We start from the raw sequence: 24702 nt of genomic DNA, 5'->3' as shown, positions 1-24702 counted from the left end.
GGTGTCGAGCCCGGTCGCGAACGCCGAGGTCTGGCCGATGTCGGGGGTCGGGTCTACCGTGTGCTCATGACCCCCGAGTCAGCTCCCGACGCCGTCGTCTCGGTCGCGCCCGAGAGCGGGCGCCGCACCTTCCTCGCCGTGCTGATCAACACGGCTGCGGCCAACGTCACCACGAGTTTCCTCTGGTTCGCGCTCACGTTCTGGGTCTACCTCGAAACGCGTTCGGTGCTGGCGACGGGCATCGTCGGCGGTGCCTACATGCTGCTGCTCGCGATCTTCGCGATGGTCTTCGGCTCCCTCGTGGACCGCCACCGCAAGCACCGCGTCATGGTCTTCTCGGGCGTCGTGACCCTCGGGGCCTTCCTCCTCGCGGGAGCTCTCTGGCTCGCCTTCCCCGAGGCGGCGCTCCTCGACCTCGGCGCACCCTGGTTCTGGCTCTTCTCGGGGATCATCCTCGCGGGTGCCGTGATCGAGAACCTCCGCAACATCGCCCTGTCGACCACGGTCACCCTCCTCGTGCCGGTCGAGCGTCACGCGAACGCGAACGGCCTCGTCGGCACCGTCCAAGGGCTCGCGTTCGTCGTGACCAGTGTCTTCAGCGGGCTCTCGGTCGGATTCCTCGGCATGGGGTGGACGCTGGCGATCGCCGTGGGGCTCACCGTCGTGGCGCTCGTGCACCTCCTCACGATCCGCATCCCCGAGAATCGTCCGGCGGCGGGGGCCGAGGCGGGTTCCCTCGTCGACCTGGGCGGGGCCGTCCGGGCCGTCCGAGCCGCACCCGGGTTGTTCGCCCTCATCATCTTCACGACGTTCAACAACCTCATCGGCGGCGTCTACATGGCGCTGATGGACCCGTACGGTCTCGAGCTGTTCCGCATCGAGATCGACGGCCGGGTCTACGACGCCGAAGTCTGGGGCGTCGTGCTCGCCGTCACCGCGACCGGCTTCATCATCGGCGGAGGGCTGGTCGCGAGGTTCGGGCTCGGCAAGAACCCGATCCGCACCATGCTGTGGATCGTCATCGCCATGGGGGCGCTCGGTGCGGTCTTCACCCTCCGTGACTGGTGGTGGCTCTACGCGGTCGGCATCTGGGTGTACATGGCGCTGATCCCGCCCGTCGAAGCGGCCGAGCAGACCGTGATCCAGAAGGTCGTGCCGTTCGCCACACAGGGACGCGTCTTCGGCTTCGCCGCGGCCTTCGAATCGGCCGCCGCCCCCGTCACCTCGTTCCTGATCGCGCCGATCGCGCAGTTCGTGGTCATCCCCTACATGGAGGGCGCGAGCGGGCGTGCCGCATGGGGGTGGCTGCTCGGCGACGGACAGTCGCGCGGCATCGCGCTGGTCTTCGTGATCGCCGGTCTCGTGATGGTCGTGGTCGGCGTGCTCGCGTTCTTCACCCGGTCGTACCGCACGCTGTCCACGCAGTATCGATCGGCCGACGCCAACGCAGACCTCGATGCGAGTGCGGATGCACACGCGAACGACGCCGCAGGCACGAACGGTACCGGCGCAGCCGCGCCCGCGACGTCGGGCGAGGGGGATGCCATCGGCGCGACCGGCTCTGCCGTCCCGGCCTCTACGGCGGCGGCGACTCTCGAAGAGGGGTCGCGCCGCGATGGCGTCGCGATGTCCAGCCGCGCATCCGCGGAGCCGGGCGCGGAGCGTGATTCCCGTTCGGGAGGCCGCCCCTAGGCGCCCGCCCCCACCTCGATCACGACATCGATGAAGGCGTCGGCGGTGTCGTCCCACAGGGAGACGAAGGCGGCGGCCAGGGCGTCCTCGAGACCGGCCAGGCTCTTCACCCGGAAGATGACGGCCGCGGCGGAGATCGGGTGATCCGCGTCGCGGGCACTCTTCGCGAACCCCTGGGCGACCGCTCGCGTCCACGCCTCGCTCGCGGCCTTGACGGCGGCGTAGTTCGCGCCGCCGGCCAGGGGGCGGCTGACCGCGGTCGACGACACGATGGCGAGACGGCCGGCGGGCGATGCCTTCAGGTCGTCGTCGAAGGCGCGGCTGACGGTTCGAAGCGCCGTGAACGATCGGAGCAGGAAGGCGAAGTCCTCGTCGCTCTGGCCGGCCAGCCCGCCGCCCCCGCGCCATCCGCCGACGAGATGGAGAACGCCGTCCACCCCGCCGTGCGCGGCGTGCACGCGGTCGCGCAGCGCGGACACGGCATCCGCATCGGTGAGGTCGCACTGCTCGGTGAGGGCACCGGGCGCTTCCGCCGCGGCTTCCGCCAGACGGGTGGCGTCCGACCCCACGATCACGACCCGGGCGCCCGCCTCGAGCAGCGCGCGCGCTGCGGCGCGGCCCGCCGCGCTCGTCCCGCCGGCGAGGAGCACGAGTCGCCCCCGCACGAGTTCCTGCGTCTGCTCCCGCGCCTGTCCCCGGGCCTGCCCCTGGGCCTGCGTTGCATCGGTCATGCGGTCTCCGTCATCGTCGATCGGTCAATCCGACCCGCGGATGCCCTCCGTGGAGGCGATCACCGGACGCATCTTCTTCTCGAGCGCTTCGAAGAACATCGACAGGGGGAACTCGTCGTCGAGCACCGCGTCGGTGTACCCCTTCGGCAGGCCCGCGAGCACGTCATCGGGCAGGCCCCGCGCCCAGACCGAGGCGGGGTGCGGGGTCACGACGGAGCTGACGAGCTCGTAGGCCGCGAGCCAGTGGGCGACCTTCGGGCGGTCGATCGAGCGCCAGTAGAGCTCGTCGATCGCATCGGCCAGGGCCACCACGGCGGCGGGCACCTCGTCCCAGTCGAACGCGAGCGAGGTGTCGGTCCAGTGCAGCACGCGGTGCTGGTGCAGCCACGCGAACAGCAGCTGTCCGCCGAGGCCGTCGTAGTTGCGCACCCGCGAGCCGGTGATGGCGAAGCGGAAGATGCGGTCGAAGATCACGGCGTACTGCACGAGCTCGGCGTGCTGCAGCATCGCCCGCTCGGCCTCGTCGAGGTCGTCGCGGGTCGACAGGCGCGCCTGCAGCGACACGCACTCGCGGAACGCGGTGAGGTCGCAGCGCAGCTCCTCGAGGGAGTAGAGGAAGAACGGCATCCGCTGCTTGATCATGAACGGATCGAACGGCAGGTCTCCGCGCATGTGCGTGCGGTCGTGGATGAGGTCCCACATCACGAACGTCTGCTCGGTGAGCGACTGGTCCTCCAGCAGGCGGGCGGCGGTCTCGGGCAGCTCGAGCTTGGTGATCTCCGCGGCGGCGCGCGTCACGCGGCGGTAGCGGGCGGCCTCGCGGTCCTGGAAGATCGCGCCCCACGTGAACGTCGGGATCTCTCGCATCGCGACCGTCTCGGGGAAGAGCACGGCGGAGTTGGTGTCGTACCCCGAGGTGAAGTCGATGAGCCGGAGCGAGACGAAGAGGCGGTTGGTGTACTCGGTCTCGAGGCGGGCGATGAACTCGGGCCAGATCGCCTCGACCAGCACCGCCTCGACGTGGCGCTCGCTCGAGCCGTTCTGCGTGTACATGGGGAAGACGACGAGGTGCCGGATGCCGTCGACCCGGTGCTCCTGGGGCTGGAACGCCACGAGCGAGTCGAGGAAGTCGGGGGTGCCGAGACCCTCCGCGCTCCAACGGCGGAAGTCGGCGACGGATGCCGAGAGGTAGGCGGCGTCGTGCGGGAACAGCGGGGCGAGGGTCTCGATCGCCCCGACGATGTCGTCGATCAGCGGTACCGCGGCGGCGGCGTCCTCGACGGAGCCGTCCTTCGCCTGCAGCGACTGCAGAGCCGTGGTGGCGTTCTTGAGTCGGGCCCACGCGGGAGTGTGCTCGACCGCGTCGACGGCGCGACCGTCGAGCAGATCCTCGTCAGCACGGATGGGCGTCGCGGTGGTCATGGCATCCTCCGATCAGGGGCTGTAAATATTCCTGCCGAACCGCAATGCTAACGGAAAACTTACGGCGGGCGCCAGAGTGCCCTCCGGGGGCACTGCTACTGTCGAGCCCATGACCGAGGCCCCCGCGCGCGCCCCCCGTCTCGACGACGCGGTGGACGCGGCGATCGTCCGCGAGATCTCGATCGATGCCCGTGCGACGCTGTCGCACCTATCGGAGCGTGTCGGCCTGTCGGTCTCGGCCGTGCAGTCGCGACTGCGTCGTCTCGAGGCGCGCGGGATCGTGCAGGGCTACCGCCCGATCCTCGACGCGGAGGCCCTCGGCCGCCCCCTCGCCGCGTTCGTCGAGATCACCCCGCTCGACCCCGCCCAGCCCGACAACGCCCCGGAGCTGCTCGCGCACCTCGGGGCGATCGAGGCCTGCCACTCGATCGCGGGCGAGGCGGCGTACATGCTGTTCGTGCGCGTGCCCACCCCGCGCGCGCTCGAGGCGCTCATCCGCGACATCCGCGCCGCGGCGCAGGTCAACACGCGCACGACCGTCGTGCTCCAGACCTTCTTCGAGGCGCGCCCGATCGAGCCCGCCGACTTCCCCGGCTGAATCGACCCGCTGCGGCGTACGCCTCGAGGCCCGTCGGATACATCCCCAGACGGATGCCGCGCGCTCGTCGCCCCGCGTAGCGTGGGTTCGATGCTCTCCCTCCGCCCGCTCCAGCGCTATCAGCTGGTCACCGACCTCGGGGTCGCCGCGCTCTTCGGTCTGCTCGCGCTCGCCGTCGAGGTGGCCGGGACCACCAGCGTGGCGGTCGCGCCCCTCGAGGTGGTCGGGGAGAACGTGGGGGCGGTCCTCGTGGCCCTGTCGCTCACCGCGGCTCTGGCGATGCGGCGCCTGCAGCCCGGCCTCGCCCTCATCCTGGCGTGGGTGGGCGCCTTCCTGCAGATGGGATTCGGCCGTCAGCCCTCGCCGACCGACCTCGCGATCTTCGCCGTGCTGTACACGACCGCCGCGTACGGCACGAAGCGCGTGTTCTGGTGGGGGTTCGCCTCGGCGATCGCGGGGGCGGCGATCGTGCCGATCTACCTCGTGGGGCGCGGAGTCTCCGCCCCGCTCACCGTCAACGACTGGTTCGCCCTCGGCGCCCTGCTGCTGGCATCCGGGTTCGCCCTCATGCTCGCGTGGGTGTCGGGCGCGCTCGTGCGCACGGCCCTGCGCGCCGCGGCGAACAGCCGGGCCCAGCGCGCGGCCGAGGCCGAGACGATCGCCGAGCAGCAGCGCGTGCGCATCGCCCGCGACATGCACGACGTGGTCGCCCACTCGCTGGCGGTGGTCATCGCCCAGGCCGACGGCGCCCGGTACGCGGCCGCGTCCGATCCCGCGGCGGCCTCCGACGCGCTCGCGACCATCTCCTCGACCGCGCGAGCGGCCCTCACCGACGTTCGCGTCCTCCTCGGTCAACTGCGCCACAGTCAGAGCGAGGGGCCCCAGCCGACCCTCGCCGACCTCGATCAGCTCTTCGACCGGGTGCGGGCGGCGGGGGTCGACCTCGACGTGCGCGTCGATCCGGCACCGCCCGGCGAGCCGCCCACGGCGATCCAGCTGGCGGTCTACCGCATCATGCAGGAAGCCCTCACCAACGCCCTTCGTCACGGCGTGGATCCGCGCGTGCGCGTGCGTCTCGGCTGGTTCGCCGACAGGGTCGAGCTGTCGGTCCGCAACGCCCGCTCCACCTCGCCCGCCGCCCCCGTGCCCGCCGCCGGAGGCCACGGGCTCATCGGAATGCGCGAGCGCGCGCAGCTGGTCGGCGGTCGGCTGACGGCCGAACCCGAGTACGGCGAGTTCGTCGTTCAGGCCACCCTTCCGATCGGAGGTCCGCGATGAGCACGTGGATGCCGAACCCCCGTCCCCTCTCGAGAGGTTCCCTCGCATGACCGCCCCCGTCCGCATCGTCCTCGTCGACGACCAGGCCCTCTTCCGTGCCGGCATCCGCATGGTCATCGACTCGCAACCCGACCTCGAGGTGGTCGGCGAGGCCTCCGACGGGCGAGAGGGGATCGAGGTCGTGCGGGCGACGCGCCCCGACCTCGTGCTGATGGACGTGCGCATGCCCGTGATGGATGGACTGACCGCCACGGCCGAGATCCTGCGCGAGCCCGACGCGCCCCGCGTGGTCGTGCTCACGACGTTCGACCTCGACGAGGCGGCCGCCCGGGCCATCCAGCGCGGGGCGAGCGGATTCCTCCTCAAAGACGCCGAGCCGGAGTTCCTGCTCTCGGCCATCCGCACCGTGCACGCCGGCTCCGCCGTCATCGCGGCGGAGGCCACCCGCGAACTCTTCGCCCACATCGCCGACGGCGCCGGTGCCGAGCCGGTCCCCGAGTCCTTCGCCGCATTGACCGAGCGCGAGCAGGAGATCTTCGCGCTCGCCGCCACGGGCCTCAGCAACGCCGAGATCGCCGAACGCGAGTTCCTGTCGGAGGCGACCGTGAAGACCCACATCAGCCGCATCCTGACCAAGCTGGCGGTGCGCGACCGCGTGCAGCTCGTGGTCTTCGCCTACCGGCACGGGCTGGTCTGAGGCGCGCGTCTCACCTCGTCAGGCGCAGCTCGGTCAGCGAGCCGCCCCAGCGGCCGTCGGTCCGGACGGCACCGTCGGGTGCGAAACCGTGCTTGAGGTAGAAGGCGATCGCGCGCTCATTGTCCGACAGCACCCACAGGCTCGCGGCACCGGTCCCGATGGCCGCTTCCAGCAGCGCCGCCCCCGCGCCGGTTCCGTAGTGGCTCGCCAGCACGTACAGGGCGTAGAGCTCGGGCTCCGATCGCGGACGATCGGCGTCGCGCGTCGGCCCGCCCGAGGAGAAGCCGATCACGTGTCCGTCCGCGAGGGCCACCCACGTATCCCCGAGACGCTCGCCTCCCCGGGGCGTCTCTCCGCGGAGCCTCGCCGCCCATCGCCACTCCGAGAGCTCGACGTCGAGCTGCTCGACGAGCGCGGCGGGCACCTGCTCGGTGCGCGCCTCGCGCCAGCTCTGCACGTGCACGGTGGCGATGCACCGGCTGTCGCCGGGCGTCGCCGCGCGCACGAGCAGGTCGCTCATTCGTCGACGTCGGGGTCGTCTTCGGGATCGTGCGCCCACGTCGGGGCGAGGGCCCGGATACGGGCGGCGCGCCACTGCCACGTCGCCCACAGCCCGGGCCACAGCGCGGGGGCGGCCGCGCCGCCGATCGTCAGGCGCTCCCGCCACAGGGTCTTCCCCGGCTCACCGGGGGCGGCGGAGACGGCCATCTGGTGGTCCCACACGTCCAGCGCCGAGAGCGGCCCGGTCAGCGGAACGCCCCAGTCGCGGAAGACGCGGACGCGGCCGTTCGCGTCGCTGGTCTCCCGATCCGCCACCGAGATCAGCTGACGCCCCACCGGCACGACACCGGCCACGCTCATCTGCACCGGCACGTCGTCGCCGGATTCGAACGAGGTCGGCATCTCGGTCAGCCCGTCGACGGAGAGGAGGGGGCCGTACAGCTCCGCGACCGCGCGCGGGGAGTGCAGGGCGCGCCACGCGGCGTCGGGGTCGCAGTCGATCACGAACTTCAGCAGGATGCGCATGCTCAGATGGTGCCCGATCCGCCTGTGGGTGAGCGATGGGTTGACGGCCGCCGCGGGGCGGACCGCCTCGCTCTCGGCAGCAGGCGCCCGCCGGTGCAGCCCGGTGAGCCCCGGGGACCGGTCATCCCGGCATCCGACCCTCGAAGACACGCAGACGGGCGCGACGGCTGCGTCGTTCTAGCATCGAAGGATGCCGATCGACCCCGCCCTGTCGCAGTCCGACTATCAGGTGCGCCTGGATTGGGGGCTCGGGGGACTCCGCCGTCTCGCCCCCGCGCACGTCGTCGTGATCGTGCAGCCGCTCGGCCTGACCGCTCATGCCCTCGCCGCCGTCGAGAACGCCGCGGGTCTCGACGTCTCGACCGACGACGACGAGGCGGCAGCCCTCGCCCGGGCGGCGCACGAGACGGGCGCCCACGTGGTCGCGGGAGGTCTGCGCAATGCGGCGGCCGTGGCGGCGCACGTGCTCGAGGTGCAGCGCACCCGCGCCGAGCGCACGAGCATCTCGATCCTCGCGGCCGGGGCGACCGACCTCGAGGGCCCGCGCTTCGCCGTCGAAGACCTGCTCGGTGCGGGCGCCGTGGTCGCCGCCCTCGGCGACCTCGGCATCGATCACGCCTCGCCCGATGCCGCCGTCGCAGGCGAGGGCTTCCGTGCCCTCGGCGGGGCGGTGCGCCACCTTCTCACCGCGAGCGGCGGCGGACGTACGCTCGCCGCCGACGGGGGCCGCGAGGCCGTCCTCGCCGCGGCCGCGCGCGACGCGGCATCCGTGGTTCCGGTGCTGCGCGACGGGGTGTTCGTCGAGGCCTGAACGCCCCGAGGGCGTCGGCGCGACCGCCTGACGAGCTCGCGGCGCCGTCCCGGGCGGGCGTCCGGGGGCGAGCGCCGCACGGCGCGGACTCAGCGCGGCGTGGCGGCGGCGAGGCGTTCGGCGCGGGTGATGTCGCGTCGCACCCACGACAGCGCGAAGCGCGGATCGAACGACGGAGCGCACTTCGCGCACGAGGTGGGGCGTGTGGCGCGGCGGTGGCGGTAGGCGACGTGTCCGGCGGGGCAGGTGCCCACCCACGGGGCGAGTTCGTTCGCCGTCTCTCCGGCGTGGGTGGTGCCCCCGACGTAGCCGAGTTCGCGCGCCGTGCGCTTCCAGCGCGGACCGTGGCCGGCCGTCGGCCCCGCGAGGGCGTGCGCGACCTCGTGCAGCAGCGTCTGATGGTTGGTGTCGTCGTCGTACCGCGCGGCCAGGTACCGCGAGACGCTGATGCGCTTGCGACCGTAGTCGCACAGGCCCGCGCGGCGTTTGGCGTTGTCGAACGCGAACGTCCACGACGCATCGAGGTGCAGGGCGATCAACGCCTCGGCCCACGTGCGTACGCGCTGCAGATCGGACATGACCGGAAGGTGAGGCGTGGCCTACGACATTCAGCTCGCGACGACCTCGCGCGTGCGTCGACGGTCGGCCGCGTCGATCGCCAGCAGCGTGGACTCGAGCTGGGCGTCGGTGGCGCCGGCGTTCTGCCGGAGGAACAGCGCCTGCTTGAAGTCGCGGCGGGCGCCCTCGTAGTCGCCCTCGTCGTAGTGCACCTTGCCGCGGTGCTGGAGCGCGAAGGCGGCGATGCTCGCCCAGCCCTGCCCCTCGGCCTCTTCGGCGCACATGGTGAGCTCCTGCTCGGCGGCGGCGTACGCGCCGCGGCACTGCATGATCGTTGCGTGCAGGATGCGGGCGCGCAGCAGATCACGACGCGTGCCGGCCATGCGCGCCACGCGCACGGACTGCTCCGAGATGGCCAGCGCCTCGTCGAAGCGGTCGAGCACCTTCAGCAGCCACACCCGCTCGAGGAGGGCATGCAGACTGCGCTGCGAGCCGATCTCGTCGAGACGCTCCTGGCACTCGCGCGAGTCGGTGATCTCACGCAACGTGTCGGGGTCGTACCCGTGGATGTAGCTCACCGTCGCTCCTCTCGGTCGGGCAGGAGTTCCAGTCTGCGCCGACCTCGCGCCGACACCGCACGCGCCACGCGGTCGAGGGGCGAAAGCGCTCGCGTCAGCGTTCGAAGATGGATGCCGACGGCTTCGGCGACGGCGTCGCATCGGCATCCGTGGCGGGGCGCGACCCCCGCACGAACTCGACGATCTCGTGCCCCTGTGCCACCTTCGCGGGATGGGGTCCCGCCGCCATCAGGCGCGGCAGCCATTCGACGGGCAGGGGCGCGGCGGAGGCGGCGACCACCAGGTTGCCGAACCGGCGGCCCTTGAGCACCTGCACCTCGGCCAGCACGATGACCTCGGGAAGCACCTCGCGGATGGTGGCCACCTGTCGGCGCGCGAAGGCCAGCCCCGGCCCGTCGGAGACGTTCACGAGCAGTACGCCGTCGGGGGCGAGCAGGCGGGAGGCCTCGCGGTAGAACTCCACGGTCGTCAGGTGGGCGGGGGTCTGCGCGCCCGAGTACACATCGCTGACGAGCAGGTCGACGGCGCCGTCGAGGCCCGCCGGCAGTCGTCCGAGCCCTTCGCGTGCGTCTCCGATGCGCACGCGCACCGACGCTCCCCGCGGGAGGGGGAGGTTCTCGCGGACGAGGTCCCACAGCGCGGGCTCGAGCTCGATCACCTGCTGGCGCGACCCGGGTCGCGTCGCCTCGACGTAGCGGGGCAGCGTGAGGGCACCCGCGCCCAGGTGCACCGCGGTGAGGGGCTGCCCCGGCATCCGGAGGCGATCGATGACGGCGCCCATGCGCGCGACGTACTCGAAGTGCAGATGGGTGGGGTCGTCGAGGTCGACGTGCGACTGCGGAGCGCCGTCGACGACGAGCTCCCAGCCCGACACGAATCCCGAGGGCGAGACGCGTGCGATCGTGCCGTCCGACAGACGTGCCGTGGGGGCGTCGTCGGGTTCGATGCGCATGCGGGCCATGCGCTCCACGCTACCCGTCCGCCCTCCGGCGGCGGGGTGCGGTGGCGTCGGCACGGTCCGGCGTCGAGAACAGGCGATCCGCCGAGCGCCGGACGACGCGGCTCCGTCGGCCCTGTCCCCGTGGCATCCCCTGTTCCGGTGAGGGCTCGTGCGGTGCCGATCGCCCCACCCGCACGCCATCCTCGAGGCACCCCGCCGCTACCGTGGCACCATGCACGTGGACCTCAACGCCGACCTCGGCGAGACGGTGGACGGGATGCCGACCGCCGACGACGAGGCGATGTTCGCCGTCGTGTCGAGCGCGAACGTCGCCTGCGGCGCGCACGCGGGAGACGCCGCGTCGATGCGGGCCTCGGTCGAACGTGCCCGCCGCTTCGGCGTCGCCGTCGGGGCGCACCCCTCTTATGACGACCGCGAGAACTTCGGCCGCGTGCGCCGCGACCCCGCACCCGCGGACCTGCGGGCGAGCATCGCGACGCAGCTCGACGCGCTCGCCGCCGCGGGTGCCGAGCTGCGCTACGTCAAACCCCACGGCGCGCTGTACCACGCGGTGATCGACGACGCCCGCCAGGCGGCCGCGGTCGTCGCCGCGGTCGCGGACCATTCCTCCCGCCTCGGTCGGCCCCTGCCCGTGCTCGGGCTCTCCGGGGCGATTGCCGAGGCCGCGGCATCCGCGGGGTTGCCCTTCGTGCGCGAGGCCTTCCTCGATCGCGGCTACACCCGCGACGGGCTGCTCGTGCCGCGTGGAACAGCGGGCGCCCTGCTCGACGACCCCACCGGGTGGCGGAGCGCGCGGTCCGGCTCGTGCGCGACGGAGTGGTCGACGCCGTCGACGGCACCCCGATCCCGGTCGAGGCGGCGTCCCTCTGCCTGCACGGCGACAGTCCCGCCGCCGTCGAGATGGCCCGGGCGGTGCGCATCGCGCTCGACGACGCCGGTGTCGAGGTGCGCGCCCCGTGGTGACGTCCTCGCCGGAGGCCGACCCCGTGGCGTCCGTCGTCCTGCGGCCGATGGGGGAGCGGGCCGTGCTCGCCGAGGTCGCCGACCTCGCCGGCGTCGTGGCGCTGCACGCGGCTCTCGCCGCCGCGCCGCCCGCGGGCGTCGAGGAGCTGGTCCCCGCCGCGCGCACCGTGCTCGTCGCGTTCGACCCGCGCCGCATCGGCCGCGCGGCGGTGGGGGAGTGGATCCACCGCGCCGCGCTCTCGCCGGCCGACGCCGCGCCGAGCGCCGGTGTCGTGGAGGTGCCCGTGCGCTACGACGGCGCCGATCTCGAGGAGACGGCCGCGCTCCTCGGCATCCCCGTCGGCGAGCTCGTGGCGCGTCACGCGAGGGCGGAGTGGACGGTGGCGTTCACGGGCTTCGCCCCGGGTTTCGCCTACCTCGTCAGCGCCGAGTGGCCGTTCGACGTGCCGCGCCTGACGCAGCCGCGCACCCGCGTGCCGGCCGGGGCCGTCGGGCTCGCGGGCGGCTTCAGCGGCGCCTACCCGCGCGAGACCCCGGGCGGCTGGCGTCTGATCGGTTCGACCGACGCGGTGCTCTTCGACCCGGATGCCGCCACCCCGGTGCTGCTGCCCCCGCGAGCGCGCGTGCGCTTCGTGCCGGAGCGCGAGCATCTCGCCCCCGCGCCCCCCGAGGCCCCCGCGCCCCCCGAGGTCCCTGAGCCTGTCGAGGTCCCTGAGCCTGTCGAAGGGACCGTGACCCGCGCTGCGTCGCCGCGTCCGGAGGCTTCGACGGGCTCAGCCTCCTCCGTGCCCCGGCCCGCCCTCCGCGTCCTCCACCCCGGCCCCTTCACCACCGTGCAGGATCTCGGCCGCCCCGGCCGCGCCGCCCTCGGCGTCGCGCGATCGGGCGCCCTCGACCGGCGGGCGCTGCGGGTGGCCAATCGCCTCGTCGGCAACGACGAGGGCGCCGCGGGCCTCGAGATCGTCGCCGGCGGATTCGCCGCCCGCGCCGAGTGCGACACGTGGATGTGCGTGACCGGGGCCCTCGTCGACGTCGTCATCGGCGGCCGTGCGGTCGACTCCCATGCGCCGCATCTCGTGCCCGCGGGAGTCGAGGTGCGTATCGGGTCCGCTCGCGCGGGCCTGCGCGCCTACCTCGCCGTGCGCGGGGGGTCGCCTCGACGCCCGCTCTGGGCTCACGCGCGCGAGACGTGCTGGCGGGTCTCGGCCCCGCCCCGGTGCGCGCGGGCGATCTGCTCGACGCCGGGTCGGCGGCATCCGCCGTCGCCGTCGTCGACGCCTTCCCCTGGACCATCCCAGCCACCCTGCACGACATCGCCATCGCGCAGGGCCCCCGCGTCGACTGGTTCGCCGCCGACGCGTGGGCGACCCTGCTCGGCGCGCCCTGGAGCGTCTCGAGCGACGTCGATCGCGTCGGCATCCGCCTCGACGGACCCGCCCTCGACCGCATCCACCACGACGAGCTCCCCAGCGAGGGCATGCGGCCGGGGGCGATCCAGGTGCCTCCCCACGGGCGCCCGGTCGTCCTGCTGGCCGACGGCCCGGTCACGGGCGGGTACCCCGTGATCGCCGTGGTGACGGATGCCGCACTCGACGCGCTCGCGCAGGCGCGACCCGGAGACCGCGTGCGGTTCCGGCGCGTCTGACGGCGGGCCCCGAAGGGAATGGGCGACGGGCGCACGCGGTTATACCGCAGGTCCGCAGACGCGTCAAGAATTGGACTGGACACGGCGAGTCCTCCCGCGTATGCTTGGACTTTGCGCTCCTCGATTCCCCCTGCCCTCATATGGTGGTCGGCTGAGCCTGTCCGTCCCCGCCTCACCGCGGTGTGCGACGAGCAGGTTATCGGGGCAGGAACGCACTCCACCTGACGACAAGGAATCACGAGCCCCTCGCCCGGGCTTCTGGAGGTTATTCCCTTGGCTGCTGCGAGCAACGCATCCACCACCACCACCCCCAAGAGCGGACGCGGAGCATCCCGCCTCTCGTTCGCGAAGATCTCCGACAAGCTGACCGTTCCCGATCTGCTCGCGCTGCAGACCGAGTCGTTCGACTGGCTCGTCGGTAACGAGGCCTGGAAGGCGCGCGTCGCCGAGGCACAGGCCGCCGGTCGCACCGACGTGCCCGAGATCAGCGGTCTGGAGGAGATCTTCGAGGAGATCTCGCCGATCGAAGACCTGAGCGAGACGATGCAGCTCTCGTTCACCAACCCCTACCTCGAGCCCGAGAAGTACTCGATCGAAGAGTGCAAGGAGCGCGGCAAGACGTACGCCGCCCCGCTCTACGTCGAGGCCGAGTTCATGAACCACCAGACCGGTGAGATCAAGACGCAGACGGTCTTCATGGGCGACTTCCCGCTCCAGACCGACAAGGGCACGTTCATCATCAACGGCACCGAGCGTGTCGTGGTGTCGCAGCTCGTGCGTTCGCCCGGTGTCTACTTCGACAAGACGCCCGACAAGACCTCCGACAAGGACATCGTGTCGGCGCGCGTCATCCCCTCGCGCGGTGCCTGGCTCGAGTTCGAGATCGACAAGCGCGACCAGGTCGGCGTTCGCATCGACCGCAAGCGCAAGCAGTCGGTCACCGTCTTCCTCAAGGCGCTCGGCCTGACCAGCGAAGACATCCTCGCCGAGTTCTCCGGCTTCGACTCCATCGAAGAGACGCTGTCCAAGGACACGATCCTCACGAAGGAAGACGCCCTCCGCGACATCTACCGCAAGCTCCGTCCGGGCGAGCAGGTCGCCGCCGAGGCCGCCCGCGCGCTGCTGGACAACTTCTACTTCAACTCCAAGCGCTACGACCTGGCCAAGGTGGGTCGCTACAAGATCAACCAGAAGCTCGGCCTCGACAAGCCGCTGAGCGACTCGGTGCTGACCGTCGACGACATCGTCGCGACCATCAAGTACCTCGTCCGCCTGCACCGCGGCGACGTCACGTTCGACGGCGTCCGCGGCGGCCAGGCCGCCGAGATCCGTCTCGACACCGACGACATCGACAACTTCGGCAACCGTCGCATCCGCGCCGTCGGCGAGCTCATCCAGAACCAGGTGCGCACCGGTCTGTCGCGCATGGAGCGCGTCGTCCGCGAGCGCATGACCACGCAGGACATCGAGGCGATCACGCCGCAGACCCTGATCAACGTGCGCCCCGTCGTCGCCGCGATCAAGGAGTTCTTCGGAACCTCGCAGCTGTCGCAGTTCATGGACCAGAACAACCCGCTCGCGGGTCTGACCCACAAGCGCCGCCTGTCGGCCCTGGGCCCCGGCGGTCTCTCGCGTGAGCGCGCCGGCGTCGAGGTCCGCGACGTCCACCCCTCGCACTACGGCCGCATGTGCCCGATCGAGACCCCCGAAGGACCGAACATCGGTCTGATCGGCTCGCTGGCCTCGTTCGCCCGCATCAACGCGTTCGGCTTCATCGAGACGCCGTACCGCCGCGTCGTCGACGGCCGGGTGACCGACCAGATCGACTACCTCACCGCCAGCGAGGAGAGCGACCACATCGTCGCTCAGGCCGGTGTCGCCCTCCAGGCCGACGGCCACTTCGTGGAGGACCGCATCCTGGCCCGCCGCGGTCAGGGTGGCGAGGTCGACCTCTTCCCGGTCGACGAGATCGGCTACATGGACGTCTCGCCCCGCCAGATGGTGTCGGTGGCGACCTCGCTCATCCCGTTCCTCGAGCACGACGACGCCAACCGCGCCCTCATGGGTGCGAACATGCAGCGTCAGGCCGTGCCGCTGGTGCGCAGCGAGTCGCCCGTGGTCGGTACCGGTATGGAGGGCTTCGCCGCCATCGACGCCGGTGACGTCGTCACCGCCGACAAGGCCGGTGTCGTCCTCGAGGTCTCGGCCGACGTCGTGACCATCCAGCTCGACGAGGGTGGCACGCAGGACTACTTCCTGCGCAAGTTCGACCGCTCCAACCAGGGCACGTCGTACAACCAGCGCGTGGTCGTCTCCGCCGGTGAGCGCGTCGAGGCCGGCGAGGTCATCGCCGACGGTCCCGCGACCGAGAACGGCGAGCTCGCCCTCGGCAAGAACCTCCTCGTGGCGTTCATGACGTGGGAGGGTCACAACTTCGAGGACGCGATCATCCTCAGCCAGGACCTCGTGAAGGACGACACGCTGTCGTCGATCCACATCGAGGAGTACGAGGTCGACGCGCGCGACACCAAGCTCGGCAAGGAGGAGATCACCCGTGACCTCCCCAACGTCAGCCCCGACCTGCTGAAGGACCTCGACGACCGCGGCATCATCCGCATCGGTGCCGAGGTGCGTCCCGGCGACATCCTCGTCGGCAAGGTCACGCCCAAGGGCGAGACCGAGCTCAGCGCCGAGGAGCGCCTGCTCCGCGCGATCTTCAACGAGAAGAGCCGCGAAGTCCGTGACACCTCGCTGAAGGTGCCCCACGGTGAGCAGGGCACGATCATCGCCGTCAAGGAGTTCAACGCCGAGGACGGCGACGACGAGCTCGGCTCGGGCGTCAACCGTCGCGTCGTGGTCTACATCGCCCAGAAGCGCAAGATCACCGAGGGCGACAAGCTCGCCGGCCGCCACGGCAACAAGGGTGTCATCGCCAAGATCCTCCCGATCGAGGACATGCCCTTCCTGCCCGACGGCACGCCGGTCGACATCATCCTCAACCCGCTCGGCATCCCCGGTCGAATGAACTTCGGTCAGGTCCTGGAGCTCCACCTCGGCTGGATCGCCCAGCAGGGCTGGAAGGTCGAGGGCAACCCGGAGTGGGCCGCCCAGCTGCCCGAGTCGGCTCGCGAGGCCGCCCCCGGCACGAAGGTCGCGACCCCGGTGTTCGACGGCGCCTTCGAGGCGGAGATCGCGGGTCTGCTCGACTCGACGATCCCCAACCGCGACGGCGACCGCATGGTCGACTCCTCGGGCAAGACGCTGCTGTTCGACGGTCGCTCCGGCGAGCCGTTCCCGGCGCCCATCTCGGTCGGCTACATGTACATCCTGAAGCTGCACCACCTGGTGGATGACAAGATCCACGCGCGTTCGACGGGTCCCTACTCGATGATCACGCAGCAGCCGCTCGGTGGTAAGGCCCAGTTCGGTGGCCAGCGCTTCGGTGAGATGGAGGTGTGGGCCCTCGAGGCCTACGGCGCCGCGTACGCGCTGCAGGAGCTCCTCACGATCAAGTCCGACGACATCCTCGGCCGCGTCAAGGTGTACGAGGCGATCGTCAAGGGCGAGAACATCCAGGAGCCCGGCATCCCCGAGTCCTTCAAGGTGCTCATGAAGGAGATGCAGTCGCTCTGCCTGAACGTCGAGGTCCTCTCGGCCGACGGCACCGCGGTCAACCTGCGCGACACGGATGACGACGCCTTCCGCGCTGCGGAGGAGCTCGGCATCAACATCTCCAGCCGCTTCGAGTCCTCGTCGATCGACGAGATCTGAGCTTCCAGCTCAGCGACCCAGCTCAGATTTCAGAGAATTCCGACACAGGAGAACCAGTGCTCGAATCAACCACTTTCGATCAGATCCGTATCGGTCTGGCCACCGCCGACGACATCCGTCGTTGGTCCTTCGGTGAGGTCAAGAAGCCCGAGACGATCAACTACCGCACGCTGAAGCCCGAGAAGGACGGCCTCTTCGGCGAGCAGATCTTCGGACCCTCCCGCGACTGGGAGTGCGCCTGCGGCAAGTACAAGCGCGTGCGCTTCAAGGGCATCGTCTGCGAGCGCTGCGGCGTCGAGGTCACCAAGTCCTCGGTCCGTCGCGAGCGCATGGGCCACATCGAGCTCGCCGCGCCCGTCACGCACATCTGGTACTTCAAGGGCGTGCCCTCGCGCCTCGGCTACCTGCTCGACATGGCGCCGAAGGACCTCGAGAAGGTCATCTACTTCGCCGCCTACATGGTCATCTCGGTCGATGAGGATGCTCGTCACCGCGACCTGGCCACGCAGGAGAACAACATCCGTCTCGAGCTGAAGACGCTCGGCGACCGCCGCGATGCCCGCATCGCAGCCCGCCTGGCCAAGCTCGAGGAGGAGCTCGCCGCCCTCGAGGCGGAGGGCGCCAAAGCCGACCAGAAGAAGAAGGTCAAGGACGCCGCCGAGAAGGACATGACGGCGGCCCGCAAGAACGCCGACGAGCAGATCGCCAAGCTCGAGCGCGTGTGGGAGGACTTCCGCACCCTCGAGGTGGGCGCCCTGAAGCCCGAGGACGACGTGTTCCACGAGCTCCAGGACCGCTTCGGTCAGTACTTCGAGGCCCACATGGGTGCGGAGTCGATCAAGCGCCGCCTCGAGACCTTCGACCTGCAGGCCGAGGCCGACAGCCTCCACCTGCAGATCTCCGAGGGCAAGGGTCAGCGCAAGATCCGCGCGATCAAGCGCCTGAAGGTCGTCAACTCGTTCCTGCAGACCGGCATGTCGCCGGCCTCGATGGTGCTCGACGTCGTTCCGGTCATCCCGCCGGAGCTGCGTCCGATGGTCCAGCTCGACGGTGGCCGCTTCGCCACCAGCGACCTGAACGACCTCTACCGTCGCGTGATCAACCGCAACAACCGCCTCCGTCGCCTGATCGACCTCGGTGCCCCCGAGATCATCGTCAACAACGAGAAGCGCATGCTGCAGGAGGCCGTCGACGCGCTGTTCGACAACGGCCGCCGTGGTCGCCCCGTCACCGGTACCGGCAACCGCGCCCTGAAGTCCCTGAGCGACATGCTCAAGGGAAAGCAGGGTCGCTTCCGCCAGAACCTGCTCGGAAAGCGCGTGGACTACTCGGGTCGTTCGGTCATCATCGTCGGACCCCAGCTCAAGCTCCACCAGTGCGGTCTGCCCAAGCAGATGGCTCTCGAGCTGTTCAAGCCCTTCGTGATCAAGCGCCTGATCGACCTCGGTCACTCGCAGAACATCAAGGCCGCGAAGCGCGCCGTCGAGCGCTACCGTCCCGAGGTCTGGGACGTGCTCGAGGAGATCATCCGCGAGCGTCCCGTGCTGCTGAACCGTGCACCCACCCTGCACCGTCTCGGCATCCAGGCGTTCGAGCCCCAGCTCGTCGAGGGCAAGGCGATCCAGCTGCACCCGCTCGTGTGCGCGGCGTTCAACGCCGACTTCGACGGTGACCAGATGGCCGTGCACCTGCCCCTGTCGGTCGAGGCCCAGGCCGAGGCCCGCGTGCTCATGCTCGCCTCGAACAACATCCTCAAGCCGTCGGACGGCCGTCCGGTCACCCTGCCCTCGCAGGACATGATCATCGGTCTGCACCACCTGACCACCCTCAAGGAGGGTGCGGCGGGCGAAGGCCGTGCGTTCGGTTCCGTGGGCGAGGCGATCCTGGCCAAGGACGAGGGAACCCTCGACCTGCAGGCCAAGGCGCGCATCCGCATCCCCGGCCTGACGTTCCTCGAGGGCCAGGCGCCCGAGGGCTACGACAAGCACGGTCTCGTCGACGCGTCGCTCGGCCAGGCGATCTTCAACGACACGCTCCCCAAGGGCTACCCGTTCGTGCGCGAGCAGGCCGACAAGGGCAAGCTGTCGCAGATCGTCAACAAGCTCGCCGAGGAGTACCCGAAGGTGGAGGTCGCCGCCTCCCTCGACCGCATCAAGGACGCCGGCTTCTACTGGGCCACCCGTTCGGGTGTCACGGTGGCGCTGAGCGACATCCTCACGCCCCCCAACAAGGGCGAGATCGTCGCGGGCTACGAGAAGCAGGCCGCGAAGGTCCAGGGCCAGTACGAGAAGGGTCTCACCACCGACGCCGAGCGTCGTCAGGAGCTCATCAAGATCTGGACCGAGGCCACCGACGAGGTCCAGAAGGCGATGCGGGACAACTTCCCCGCCGACAACACCATCAACCGCATGGTCTCGTCGGGCGCCCGTGGTAACTGGCTGCAGATCCGCAACATCGCGGGTATGCGAGGCCTGGTGAACAACCCGAAGGGTGAGATCATCCCTCGCCCGATCATCTCGTCGTACCGTGAGGGTCTGTCGGTCGCCGAGTACTTCATCGCGACGCACGGTGCCCGTAAGGGTCTGGCCGACACGGCCCTCCGTACGGCCGACTCGGGTTACCTCACGCGTCGTCTCGTCGACGTCTCGCAGGACGTCATCATCCGCGAAGAGGACTGCGGCACGTCGAAGGGCCTCGAGCTCCCGATCGCTGCGGCAGGCTCCACCGGTGAGCTGGTCAAGGACGCCAACGTCGAGAACTCGGTGTTCGCTCGCACGCTCGCCACGGCGGTCGTCGACGCACAGGGCACCGTGCTGGCCGAGGCCGGCGACGACGTGGGCGACGTGCTCATCAACAAGCTGGTCGAGGGCGGCGTGGAGTCGATCAAGGTCCGCTCCGTGCTGACCTGCGACTCGGCCGTCGGTGTCTGCGCGAAGTGCTACGGCCGTTCGCTGGCCACCGGCAAGATCGTCGACATCGGCGAGGCCGTCGGCATCATCGCGGCCCAGTCGATCGGTGAGCCCGGTACCCAGCTGACGATGCGTACCTTCCACACCGGTGGTTCGGCGTCGGCCGACGACATCACGCAGGGTCTTCCCCGCGTGCAGGAGCTGTTCGAGGCGCGTACCCCCAAGGGTGCGTCCCCGATCGCCGAGGCCGACGGTCGCATCACGATCGACGAGACCGACAAGGCCAAGAAGGTCATCCTCACGCCCGACAACGGCGACGAGCCGGTGGTCTACCCCGTCCTGAAGCGCGCGACGCTCCTGGTCGAGGACGGCCAGCACGTCTCGGTGGGCGAGCCCCTCCAGGTCGGAACGCTCGACCCCAAGGAGGTCATGCGCGTGCAGGGTGCCCGCGAGGTGCAGAAGTACCTCGTCAACGGCGTCCAGGGCGTGTACCGCTCGCAGGGTGTGCCGATCCACGACAAGCACATCGAGGTCATCGTCCGACAGATGCTCCGCAAGGTCACCGTCGTCGACCACGGCGACACCGACCTGCTGCCCGGTGAGATGGTGGACTTCAAGCGCTACCAGACCATCAACCGCGAGACGGTCGGCGAGGGCAAGCGCCCCGCGTCGGGTCGTCCCGAGCTGATGGGTATCACCAAGGCGTCGCTGGCGACCGAGTCGTGGCTGTCGGCCGCATCGTTCCAGGAGACCACCCGCGTCCTGACGCAGGCGGCCATGGAGGGCAAGAGCGACCCGCTCGTCGGCCTCAAGGAGAACGTCATCATCGGAAAGCTCATCCCCGCCGGAACCGGTCTTGCGAAGTACCGCAACGTCACGGTCGAGGCGACGGAGGAGGCCAAGAGCGAGCGGTACCCCAACCGCATCTTCGCCTCGGACGGCGCGTACAGCGACGCCGACCTGAGCTACGTCGACTTCGACAGCTTCTCGACGGACGACTTCACGCCCGGTACGTACAACTGATCGAGGCGGGAGGGGAGCGGGCCTGCTCGCCTCCCTCCCGCCGACCGACGGATGCCACGCCTCGGCGCGGCATCCTGATCCCCGAAGGCCCCCGGCTTGCGCCGGGGGCCTTCGTCGTGCGCGGGTGGGTCTCACGCGGGCCGCGCTCCAGGCGCGTCGTGTCGGCGGTGTGTCGACCCGGTGTCGAGGACGCGATGCGGCGTGTCGAGGGAAGGGTGCGCCGGGGGTGTGCGCCTACCGTGGATGCGGAGGAACGCATGGCCCGAATCGGTGGACGCAGCCTGTGGTTGGCATGGCCGGCCGGGATCTTCTGCGCCGCGGCCGTGGCGGCGCTGGGGGTCCTCGCCGCACCCGGCATCCCGACCGCGGTGAGCTTCGTCGGCGACACGCTGCGGGCGACGACCGACACGCCGACGCCCACCGCCGCCCCGCCCGCGGAACCCGCGGGCGACTGCCGCCACCTCTACTCGCAGCCCCTGTGGTCGTCGATGGTGTGGTCGCCCGACGCTCTGCTGTGGCAGCGCCGGACCGCTCCGCTGTCGACCCCCGAGGCGGTGGCGGCCGCGGGACCCACCGTCGTCGTCACGTGCCATTGGCGGGGCGTCGCCGGACGATTCGTGGAGACCACCGTGTCCACCGTGACGGCAGAGGGCGCGGCCGCCGCCCAGGCGACGCTGGCCGCCCAGGGGTTCGCGTGCGCCGATGACGGCGGAACGGCCCACTGCGAACGCACGACCGGCGACGTCCTCGAGGTGCACGACCTGCGCGGGGATCGCTGGGTCTCCTCGACCCTCACGGGCTGGATGCCGGACGGCTATGCCGCGATCGTGGCATCCCACGCGTTCTTCGGGGAGTGAACGCGGCGCCGCGATCAGCCGAAGATCGAGGTGATGATGCTCGCGGTGTACCCGGTGGGGGCGAGGTTGGAGTACTGGGTGTCGACCAGGACGCCGTCGCGCCAGAAGAGGGTGCGGCCGTCGTTGACGGGGTAGGTGTCGTTGATCCAGGTCTTCTCGCAGCGGGTGCCCTCGTCGGGCGTGTAGCAGCTGAAGCCCTGGGTGGTCACGAGATCGTTGAGCATGTCGAGAGCCGGGCCGCGGTCCATGCGCGAGATCGTCGTCATCAGGCTCGTGGTGTCGGCCGCGGGATCGCGCCAGATGCAGATGAGCGCACCGTCGGACTGCACGCCCGACGGTCCCAACGAGGGATCGTTCAGCGGCACCGTTCCGAGCTGCGAGAGGACGTCGGCGGAGAGCATCGCCCGGCAGTCCGCGGGAAGGCGCACGGCGGCCGCGGTCTGCGTGATCGTGGGGATCGGGGTGGGGCTGGTCGAGACGACCGGCGCCGACTCCTGCGGCGCCGATTCGTCGGCGGACGGTGCGCACGCCGTGGTCACGAGCGCGGCCGCGCCGAGGATCGCGGCGACGAGGGCCGTGCGAGTCAGTCGACCGGACATGCGATCAGCCTAGGCGTCCGATCGGACTCAGGCGAGACGCACATCCACGGCACGCCTCCCGGACGACACGCGGGACGCGGGTTAGCCTTGCGGCGCAAGCACCGCGTGAGGAGACCCCATGAGCGACCACCAGCCGCACGGCGACCCCGTCGCTGAGCCCACGAACTCGTACGGCGACCCCGTCGCCGAGCCCCGTGACGACGACGCGCACGACGTGGTCGGCCGCGCGCACGAGGGCCTCGCCGACGCCGAGGCCGCACAGCGCGACGCCGTCGACACCGACGCGGCCCAGGCCGCGTGGAACGAGCGCGAGGCGCACGAGCGCGATGCCGCCGCCGCGCTGGACGCGCGGAGCGAGCACACCGCTCCCGTCGTGCACGACGCCTCGCCGGTCGAGCCGCAGGCAGCGCCCGCGGCCGCCCGCACCTCGTCGGCCGATCTCGACGACGAGGACGCCCGCTGGGCCGCCTACGCGGCGTCGGCCGAGCCGGAGCACGACACGACGACGGCGCGCTACGCCACCACCGAGACCGAGGCGCCCCGCCGCGACGACGCGCCGACCACGGTCGCGCCGGCCGTCGCCGCGGGAACCGCGGGGGCAGCCGTGGGGGCGGCCGCCGCCACGACCCCGGCTCCCGTCGCCGACGAGCCCACGCGCGCCGCCGCGGGACCGCAGCCCATCTTCGTGCAGGCTCCCGAGGCGCCGCGCCCGCGTGGCAACCGCGGGGCCGCCGGCGCGATCGGCCTGCTCGCCGCCGTCGTCTTCGCGATGCTGTACCTCGCCGCGACGCTGGGCCTGGGCCTGCTGAGCGGCGCCTTCGGCGTCTCCGATCTCGGACGCGAGGCCCTCGCGGCGCTCGCCACCGCGGGCCTGTGGGTGCCGACGGTGGCATTCTTCCTCGGCTTCTGGTTCCTGGGCGCCCTCATCAACCGGGGTCGCTGGGGCCACTGGGTGGTGTGGGGCCTGGTCGTGGGCGTGATCGCCTGGGCCGGTCACCTGCTGGGCGTGCTGTTCGCCGCCCCGTTCTGGCGCATCACCTCGAGCGAGTCGCTCGACCTGCTCCAGAACAACGTCCTCGCCCCCCTGGCGATCGTGGCCTTCGTGCTGGGTCGCGAGCTCACCATCTGGTTCGGCGCCTGGGTCGCGGCGCGCGGTCGCCGCGTGACCGAGATCAACGCCGAAGCCCAGCGCGAGTACGAGCGCACCCTCGAGGCCGGTCCTCAGCTCTCGCAGCGCTGAGACGGATGCCATGACGAACGAGCCGCGACCGGCGGGGGTGACCCCGCCGGTCGCGGTCGTCTTCGCCTCGGTCGCCTTCATCGCCCTCTCGATCGGCGGGCTCGGCGTGGCGAGCCTCGCGTTGGACGCCGACGTCATCCCCGTCCGCGGGCTCGGCTCGATCCCGGGCGTCATCGGTCAGGTCGCCGCCCTCGCCCTCTTCGCCGGGGTGCTGCTGTGGGGCCTGCGGGCGGATCCGCCGGGATATCTCACCGCGGTCCCGTGCGCAATCGCCGCCTTCGTCGGCGAAGCCGCCGGAGTGGTGGTCGGCGCGGTGATCAGCGGAGCCGACCCGGCACGCGGCCTCGCCGCAGCCGGGAGCGTCGCCCTGGGCTTCGCGGGACCCGTGATCGCGGCGGCGGGGCTCCTCGCCGGCCTTCTCGGAGTGTTCCTGTGCCGCACCCGGGCCCAGGGGCCTCGGTGGCGCTGGGAGGACGACGAGGACGCGCCCTGAGCGTCGTGCGCGACCGGCTCGGCGTTTCCGCGCGGTCGGCCGTGTCCTCCCGCGCGGCCCGCCTGGCGCGTCCGCGCCGTGGCATCCCCACGGGCCCGTGCGTGTCGCACTAACGTAGGCGCCGTGGAGCGGTCGCTCGAGAGCCAGGTCAGCCAGGCGGTGGATGCCTGGCTGCGATGGCTGCCGCGCTGGGAGCCCGCCAATCATCGCGGCCGCGTGGCCCCGTGCCGTCGGTGCTTCGGCTCGCCGATCCTCTCGGCCGCGGGGCTGGGCTCCGACGTGCCGCACGGGGTGCAGCACGGACTGTCGACGCGCGTGAAGGGCATCGTCGACCACGCCGTCGCCGACTACACCTCGCGCAACCTCCCCATGCTGCAGGCCGAGCTCGACCAGCAGGCCGAGCGCAACCGCCGTCGGTCCTACCGCCCCGCCGAGGGGCTCGAGCCGGAGTTCGACGGGATGCCGCTCGACCCCGACCCCGAACCGGGGTCGCCCTTCCTGTTCACGCTGTCGGGTCTCGCCGCGGAGGAGGACGCCGAGATCCCGGCCCTGCCGCCCCTGTCGGATGCCGCGAAAGCGGCGCTGCGGCAGGAGGTCGGTCTGGCCGACGACTACGCGAACATGATCGGGCGGGAGGTGTGCACGATCCTCCTCCACCATCGCCTGCGCATTCAGGCGGCCGTGGCGGAATACGTCGAACCGCAGATCGCGGCTCTGCTCGACGACCTCACCCGCTCCCTCGACGCGCCGTTCGATCCGCGAGAGCCCGACGCCCCGGCATCCTGAGCGCGCTCCGCGCTCCGGTCGACCTGTGCACAACGCGCAGGGGCGACGGAGGCTGCTTTGTTAG

General features: G+C 71.1%; 19 protein-coding genes and 2 pseudogenes. 13 read left to right on the top strand and 8 right to left on the bottom strand.

Going from position 1 to position 24702, the window contains the following annotated elements; translation table 11 throughout:
* The first annotated feature begins 66 nt into the window (after positions 1 to 66).
* Positions 67 to 1692, top strand: coding sequence for an MFS transporter (locus tag RWH44_RS03750; protein WP_316003515.1), 1626 nt, complete (start codon positions 67 to 69; stop codon positions 1690 to 1692).
* On the opposite strand, the gene RWH44_RS03745 is transcribed toward RWH44_RS03750, so the two are convergent.
* Both RWH44_RS03745 and RWH44_RS03740 read right to left on the bottom strand, forming a co-directional pair.
* Complete coding sequence (locus RWH44_RS03745; protein WP_316003514.1) at positions 1689 to 2423, bottom strand: SDR family oxidoreductase; 735 nt, start codon at positions 2421 to 2423, stop codon at positions 1689 to 1691. The two genes, RWH44_RS03750 and RWH44_RS03745, sit on opposite strands and share 4 nt — an antisense overlap.
* 24 nt (positions 2424 to 2447) lie before the next feature.
* Entirely contained in the window at positions 2448 to 3845 is a 1398-nt protein-coding gene (locus RWH44_RS03740) for a DUF6421 family protein (RefSeq protein ID WP_316003513.1), read from the bottom strand.
* A 109-nt stretch (positions 3846 to 3954) separates the two neighbouring features.
* On the opposite strand from RWH44_RS03740, the gene RWH44_RS03735 reads away from it, so the two are divergent.
* From RWH44_RS03735 to RWH44_RS03725, 3 genes are all read left to right on the top strand, one after another.
* Positions 3955 to 4443, top strand: coding sequence for an Lrp/AsnC family transcriptional regulator (locus tag RWH44_RS03735; protein ID WP_298870946.1), 489 nt, complete (start codon positions 3955 to 3957; stop codon positions 4441 to 4443).
* Between the two features lie 90 nt (positions 4444 to 4533).
* Entirely contained in the window at positions 4534 to 5721 is a 1188-nt protein-coding gene (locus RWH44_RS03730) for a sensor histidine kinase (protein WP_316003512.1), read from the top strand.
* Between the two features lie 46 nt (positions 5722 to 5767).
* The gene (locus RWH44_RS03725) at positions 5768 to 6418 is read left to right on the top strand and encodes a response regulator (protein ID WP_298870950.1); all 651 of its coding nucleotides are present in this window, start codon (positions 5768 to 5770) and stop codon (positions 6416 to 6418) included.
* Positions 6419 to 6428: 10 nt separating this feature from the next.
* On the opposite strand, the gene RWH44_RS03720 is transcribed toward RWH44_RS03725, so the two are convergent.
* Both RWH44_RS03720 and RWH44_RS03715 read right to left on the bottom strand, forming a co-directional pair.
* Positions 6429 to 6938 (bottom strand): GNAT family N-acetyltransferase, encoded by a 510-nt coding sequence (locus RWH44_RS03720; protein ID WP_316003511.1) that lies wholly within the window; start codon positions 6936 to 6938, stop codon positions 6429 to 6431.
* Complete coding sequence (locus RWH44_RS03715) at positions 6935 to 7444, bottom strand: hypothetical protein (protein ID WP_316003510.1); 510 nt, start codon at positions 7442 to 7444, stop codon at positions 6935 to 6937. The genes RWH44_RS03720 and RWH44_RS03715 overlap by 4 nt, the downstream gene beginning before the upstream one ends.
* Before the next feature lie 190 nt (positions 7445 to 7634).
* Here RWH44_RS03715 and RWH44_RS03710 point away from each other — a divergent pair, with 190 nt between their 5' ends.
* Entirely contained in the window at positions 7635 to 8255 is a 621-nt protein-coding gene (locus RWH44_RS03710) for a 2-phosphosulfolactate phosphatase (RefSeq protein WP_316003509.1), read from the top strand.
* Between the two features lie 89 nt (positions 8256 to 8344).
* Here RWH44_RS03710 and RWH44_RS03705 read toward each other — a convergent pair whose 3' ends face one another.
* The 3 genes from RWH44_RS03705 to RWH44_RS03695 form a co-directional block, all read right to left on the bottom strand.
* Positions 8345 to 8833 (bottom strand): SprT-like domain-containing protein, encoded by a 489-nt coding sequence (locus tag RWH44_RS03705; RefSeq protein WP_298870958.1) that lies wholly within the window; start codon positions 8831 to 8833, stop codon positions 8345 to 8347.
* Positions 8834 to 8863: 30 nt separating this feature from the next.
* Positions 8864 to 9391: a hypothetical protein gene (locus tag RWH44_RS03700; protein ID WP_298870960.1), complete on the bottom strand. Its 528-nt coding sequence runs from the start codon at positions 9389 to 9391 to the stop codon at positions 8864 to 8866.
* Between the two features lie 94 nt (positions 9392 to 9485).
* The gene (locus tag RWH44_RS03695) at positions 9486 to 10352 is read right to left on the bottom strand and encodes a spermidine synthase (protein WP_316003508.1); all 867 of its coding nucleotides are present in this window, start codon (positions 10350 to 10352) and stop codon (positions 9486 to 9488) included.
* A gap of 211 nt (positions 10353 to 10563) precedes the next feature.
* Between RWH44_RS03695 and pxpA the strand changes: the two are divergent.
* From pxpA to RWH44_RS03665, 5 genes and pseudogenes are all read left to right on the top strand, one after another.
* Positions 10564 to 11315 (top strand): annotated as a pseudogene (gene pxpA / locus RWH44_RS03690) (5-oxoprolinase subunit PxpA).
* Positions 11316 to 11362: 47 nt separating this feature from the next.
* Positions 11363 to 12960: pseudogene (locus RWH44_RS03685) on the top strand (5-oxoprolinase subunit B/C family protein).
* Positions 12961 to 13233: 273 nt separating this feature from the next.
* A complete protein-coding gene (rpoB, locus tag RWH44_RS03675; RefSeq protein WP_298870971.1) occupies positions 13234 to 16731 on the top strand; it encodes a DNA-directed RNA polymerase subunit beta in 3498 nt (1165 codons plus the stop codon).
* 56 nt (positions 16732 to 16787) lie between these two features.
* Positions 16788 to 20663: a DNA-directed RNA polymerase subunit beta' gene (gene rpoC / locus RWH44_RS03670; protein ID WP_298870972.1), complete on the top strand. Its 3876-nt coding sequence runs from the start codon at positions 16788 to 16790 to the stop codon at positions 20661 to 20663.
* Between the two features lie 257 nt (positions 20664 to 20920).
* Entirely contained in the window at positions 20921 to 21520 is a 600-nt protein-coding gene (locus RWH44_RS03665) for a hypothetical protein (protein WP_298870974.1), read from the top strand.
* 14 nt (positions 21521 to 21534) lie between these two features.
* On the opposite strand, the gene RWH44_RS03660 is transcribed toward RWH44_RS03665, so the two are convergent.
* A complete protein-coding gene (locus tag RWH44_RS03660) occupies positions 21535 to 22119 on the bottom strand; it encodes a hypothetical protein (RefSeq protein WP_316003506.1) in 585 nt (194 codons plus the stop codon).
* A 118-nt stretch (positions 22120 to 22237) separates the two neighbouring features.
* Between RWH44_RS03660 and RWH44_RS03655 the strand changes: the two genes are divergently transcribed.
* The 3 genes from RWH44_RS03655 (at position 22238) to RWH44_RS03645 (ending at position 24638) form a co-directional block, all read left to right on the top strand.
* Positions 22238 to 23359 (top strand): ABC transporter, encoded by a 1122-nt coding sequence (locus RWH44_RS03655; protein ID WP_316003505.1) that lies wholly within the window; start codon positions 22238 to 22240, stop codon positions 23357 to 23359.
* A 10-nt stretch (positions 23360 to 23369) separates the two neighbouring features.
* Positions 23370 to 23852 carry a DUF6121 family protein gene (locus RWH44_RS03650; RefSeq protein ID WP_316003504.1) on the top strand — a complete coding sequence of 161 codons (483 nt, stop codon included), beginning with the start codon at positions 23370 to 23372 and terminating at the stop codon, positions 23850 to 23852.
* A 123-nt stretch (positions 23853 to 23975) separates the two neighbouring features.
* Positions 23976 to 24638, top strand: coding sequence for a spermidine/putrescine ABC transporter substrate-binding protein (locus tag RWH44_RS03645; RefSeq protein WP_298870980.1), 663 nt, complete (start codon positions 23976 to 23978; stop codon positions 24636 to 24638).
* Positions 24639 to 24702 lie beyond the last annotated feature (64 nt).

The sequence above is a fragment of the Microbacterium phycohabitans genome (assembly GCF_032464935.1).
In the GTDB taxonomy this organism is placed as follows: Bacteria; Actinomycetota; Actinomycetes; order Actinomycetales; family Microbacteriaceae; genus Microbacterium; species Microbacterium phycohabitans.
The sequence above is the reverse complement of the archived record's forward strand: the minus strand, read 5'-3'. Positions and strand labels throughout refer to the sequence as shown.

What these genes read in the sequence shown, in the direction of transcription:
- RWH44_RS03750 (WP_316003515.1), top strand. Translation starts at nt 67, where the DNA reads ATGACCCCCGAGTCAGCTCCCGACGCCGTCGTCTCGGTCGCGCCCGAG.
- RWH44_RS03745 (WP_316003514.1), bottom strand. Translation starts at nt 2,423, where the DNA reads ATGACCGATGCAACGCAGGCCCAGGGGCAGGCCCGGGGACAGGCGCGG.
- RWH44_RS03740 (WP_316003513.1), bottom strand. Translation starts at nt 3,845, where the DNA reads ATGACCACCGCGACGCCCATCCGTGCTGACGAGGATCTGCTCGACGGT.
- RWH44_RS03735 (WP_298870946.1), top strand. Translation starts at nt 3,955, where the DNA reads ATGACCGAGGCCCCCGCGCGCGCCCCCCGTCTCGACGACGCGGTGGAC.
- RWH44_RS03730 (WP_316003512.1), top strand. Translation starts at nt 4,534, where the DNA reads ATGCTCTCCCTCCGCCCGCTCCAGCGCTATCAGCTGGTCACCGACCTC.
- RWH44_RS03725 (WP_298870950.1), top strand. Translation starts at nt 5,768, where the DNA reads ATGACCGCCCCCGTCCGCATCGTCCTCGTCGACGACCAGGCCCTCTTC.
- RWH44_RS03720 (WP_316003511.1), bottom strand. Translation starts at nt 6,938, where the DNA reads ATGAGCGACCTGCTCGTGCGCGCGGCGACGCCCGGCGACAGCCGGTGC.
- RWH44_RS03715 (WP_316003510.1), bottom strand. Translation starts at nt 7,444, where the DNA reads ATGCGCATCCTGCTGAAGTTCGTGATCGACTGCGACCCCGACGCCGCG.
- RWH44_RS03710 (WP_316003509.1), top strand. Translation starts at nt 7,635, where the DNA reads ATGCCGATCGACCCCGCCCTGTCGCAGTCCGACTATCAGGTGCGCCTG.
- RWH44_RS03705 (WP_298870958.1), bottom strand. Translation starts at nt 8,833, where the DNA reads ATGTCCGATCTGCAGCGCGTACGCACGTGGGCCGAGGCGTTGATCGCC.
- RWH44_RS03695 (WP_316003508.1), bottom strand. Translation starts at nt 10,352, where the DNA reads ATGGCCCGCATGCGCATCGAACCCGACGACGCCCCCACGGCACGTCTG.
- RWH44_RS03665 (WP_298870974.1), top strand. Translation starts at nt 20,921, where the DNA reads ATGGCCCGAATCGGTGGACGCAGCCTGTGGTTGGCATGGCCGGCCGGG.
- RWH44_RS03660 (WP_316003506.1), bottom strand. Translation starts at nt 22,119, where the DNA reads ATGTCCGGTCGACTGACTCGCACGGCCCTCGTCGCCGCGATCCTCGGC.
- RWH44_RS03655 (WP_316003505.1), top strand. Translation starts at nt 22,238, where the DNA reads ATGAGCGACCACCAGCCGCACGGCGACCCCGTCGCTGAGCCCACGAAC.
- RWH44_RS03650 (WP_316003504.1), top strand. Translation starts at nt 23,370, where the DNA reads ATGACGAACGAGCCGCGACCGGCGGGGGTGACCCCGCCGGTCGCGGTC.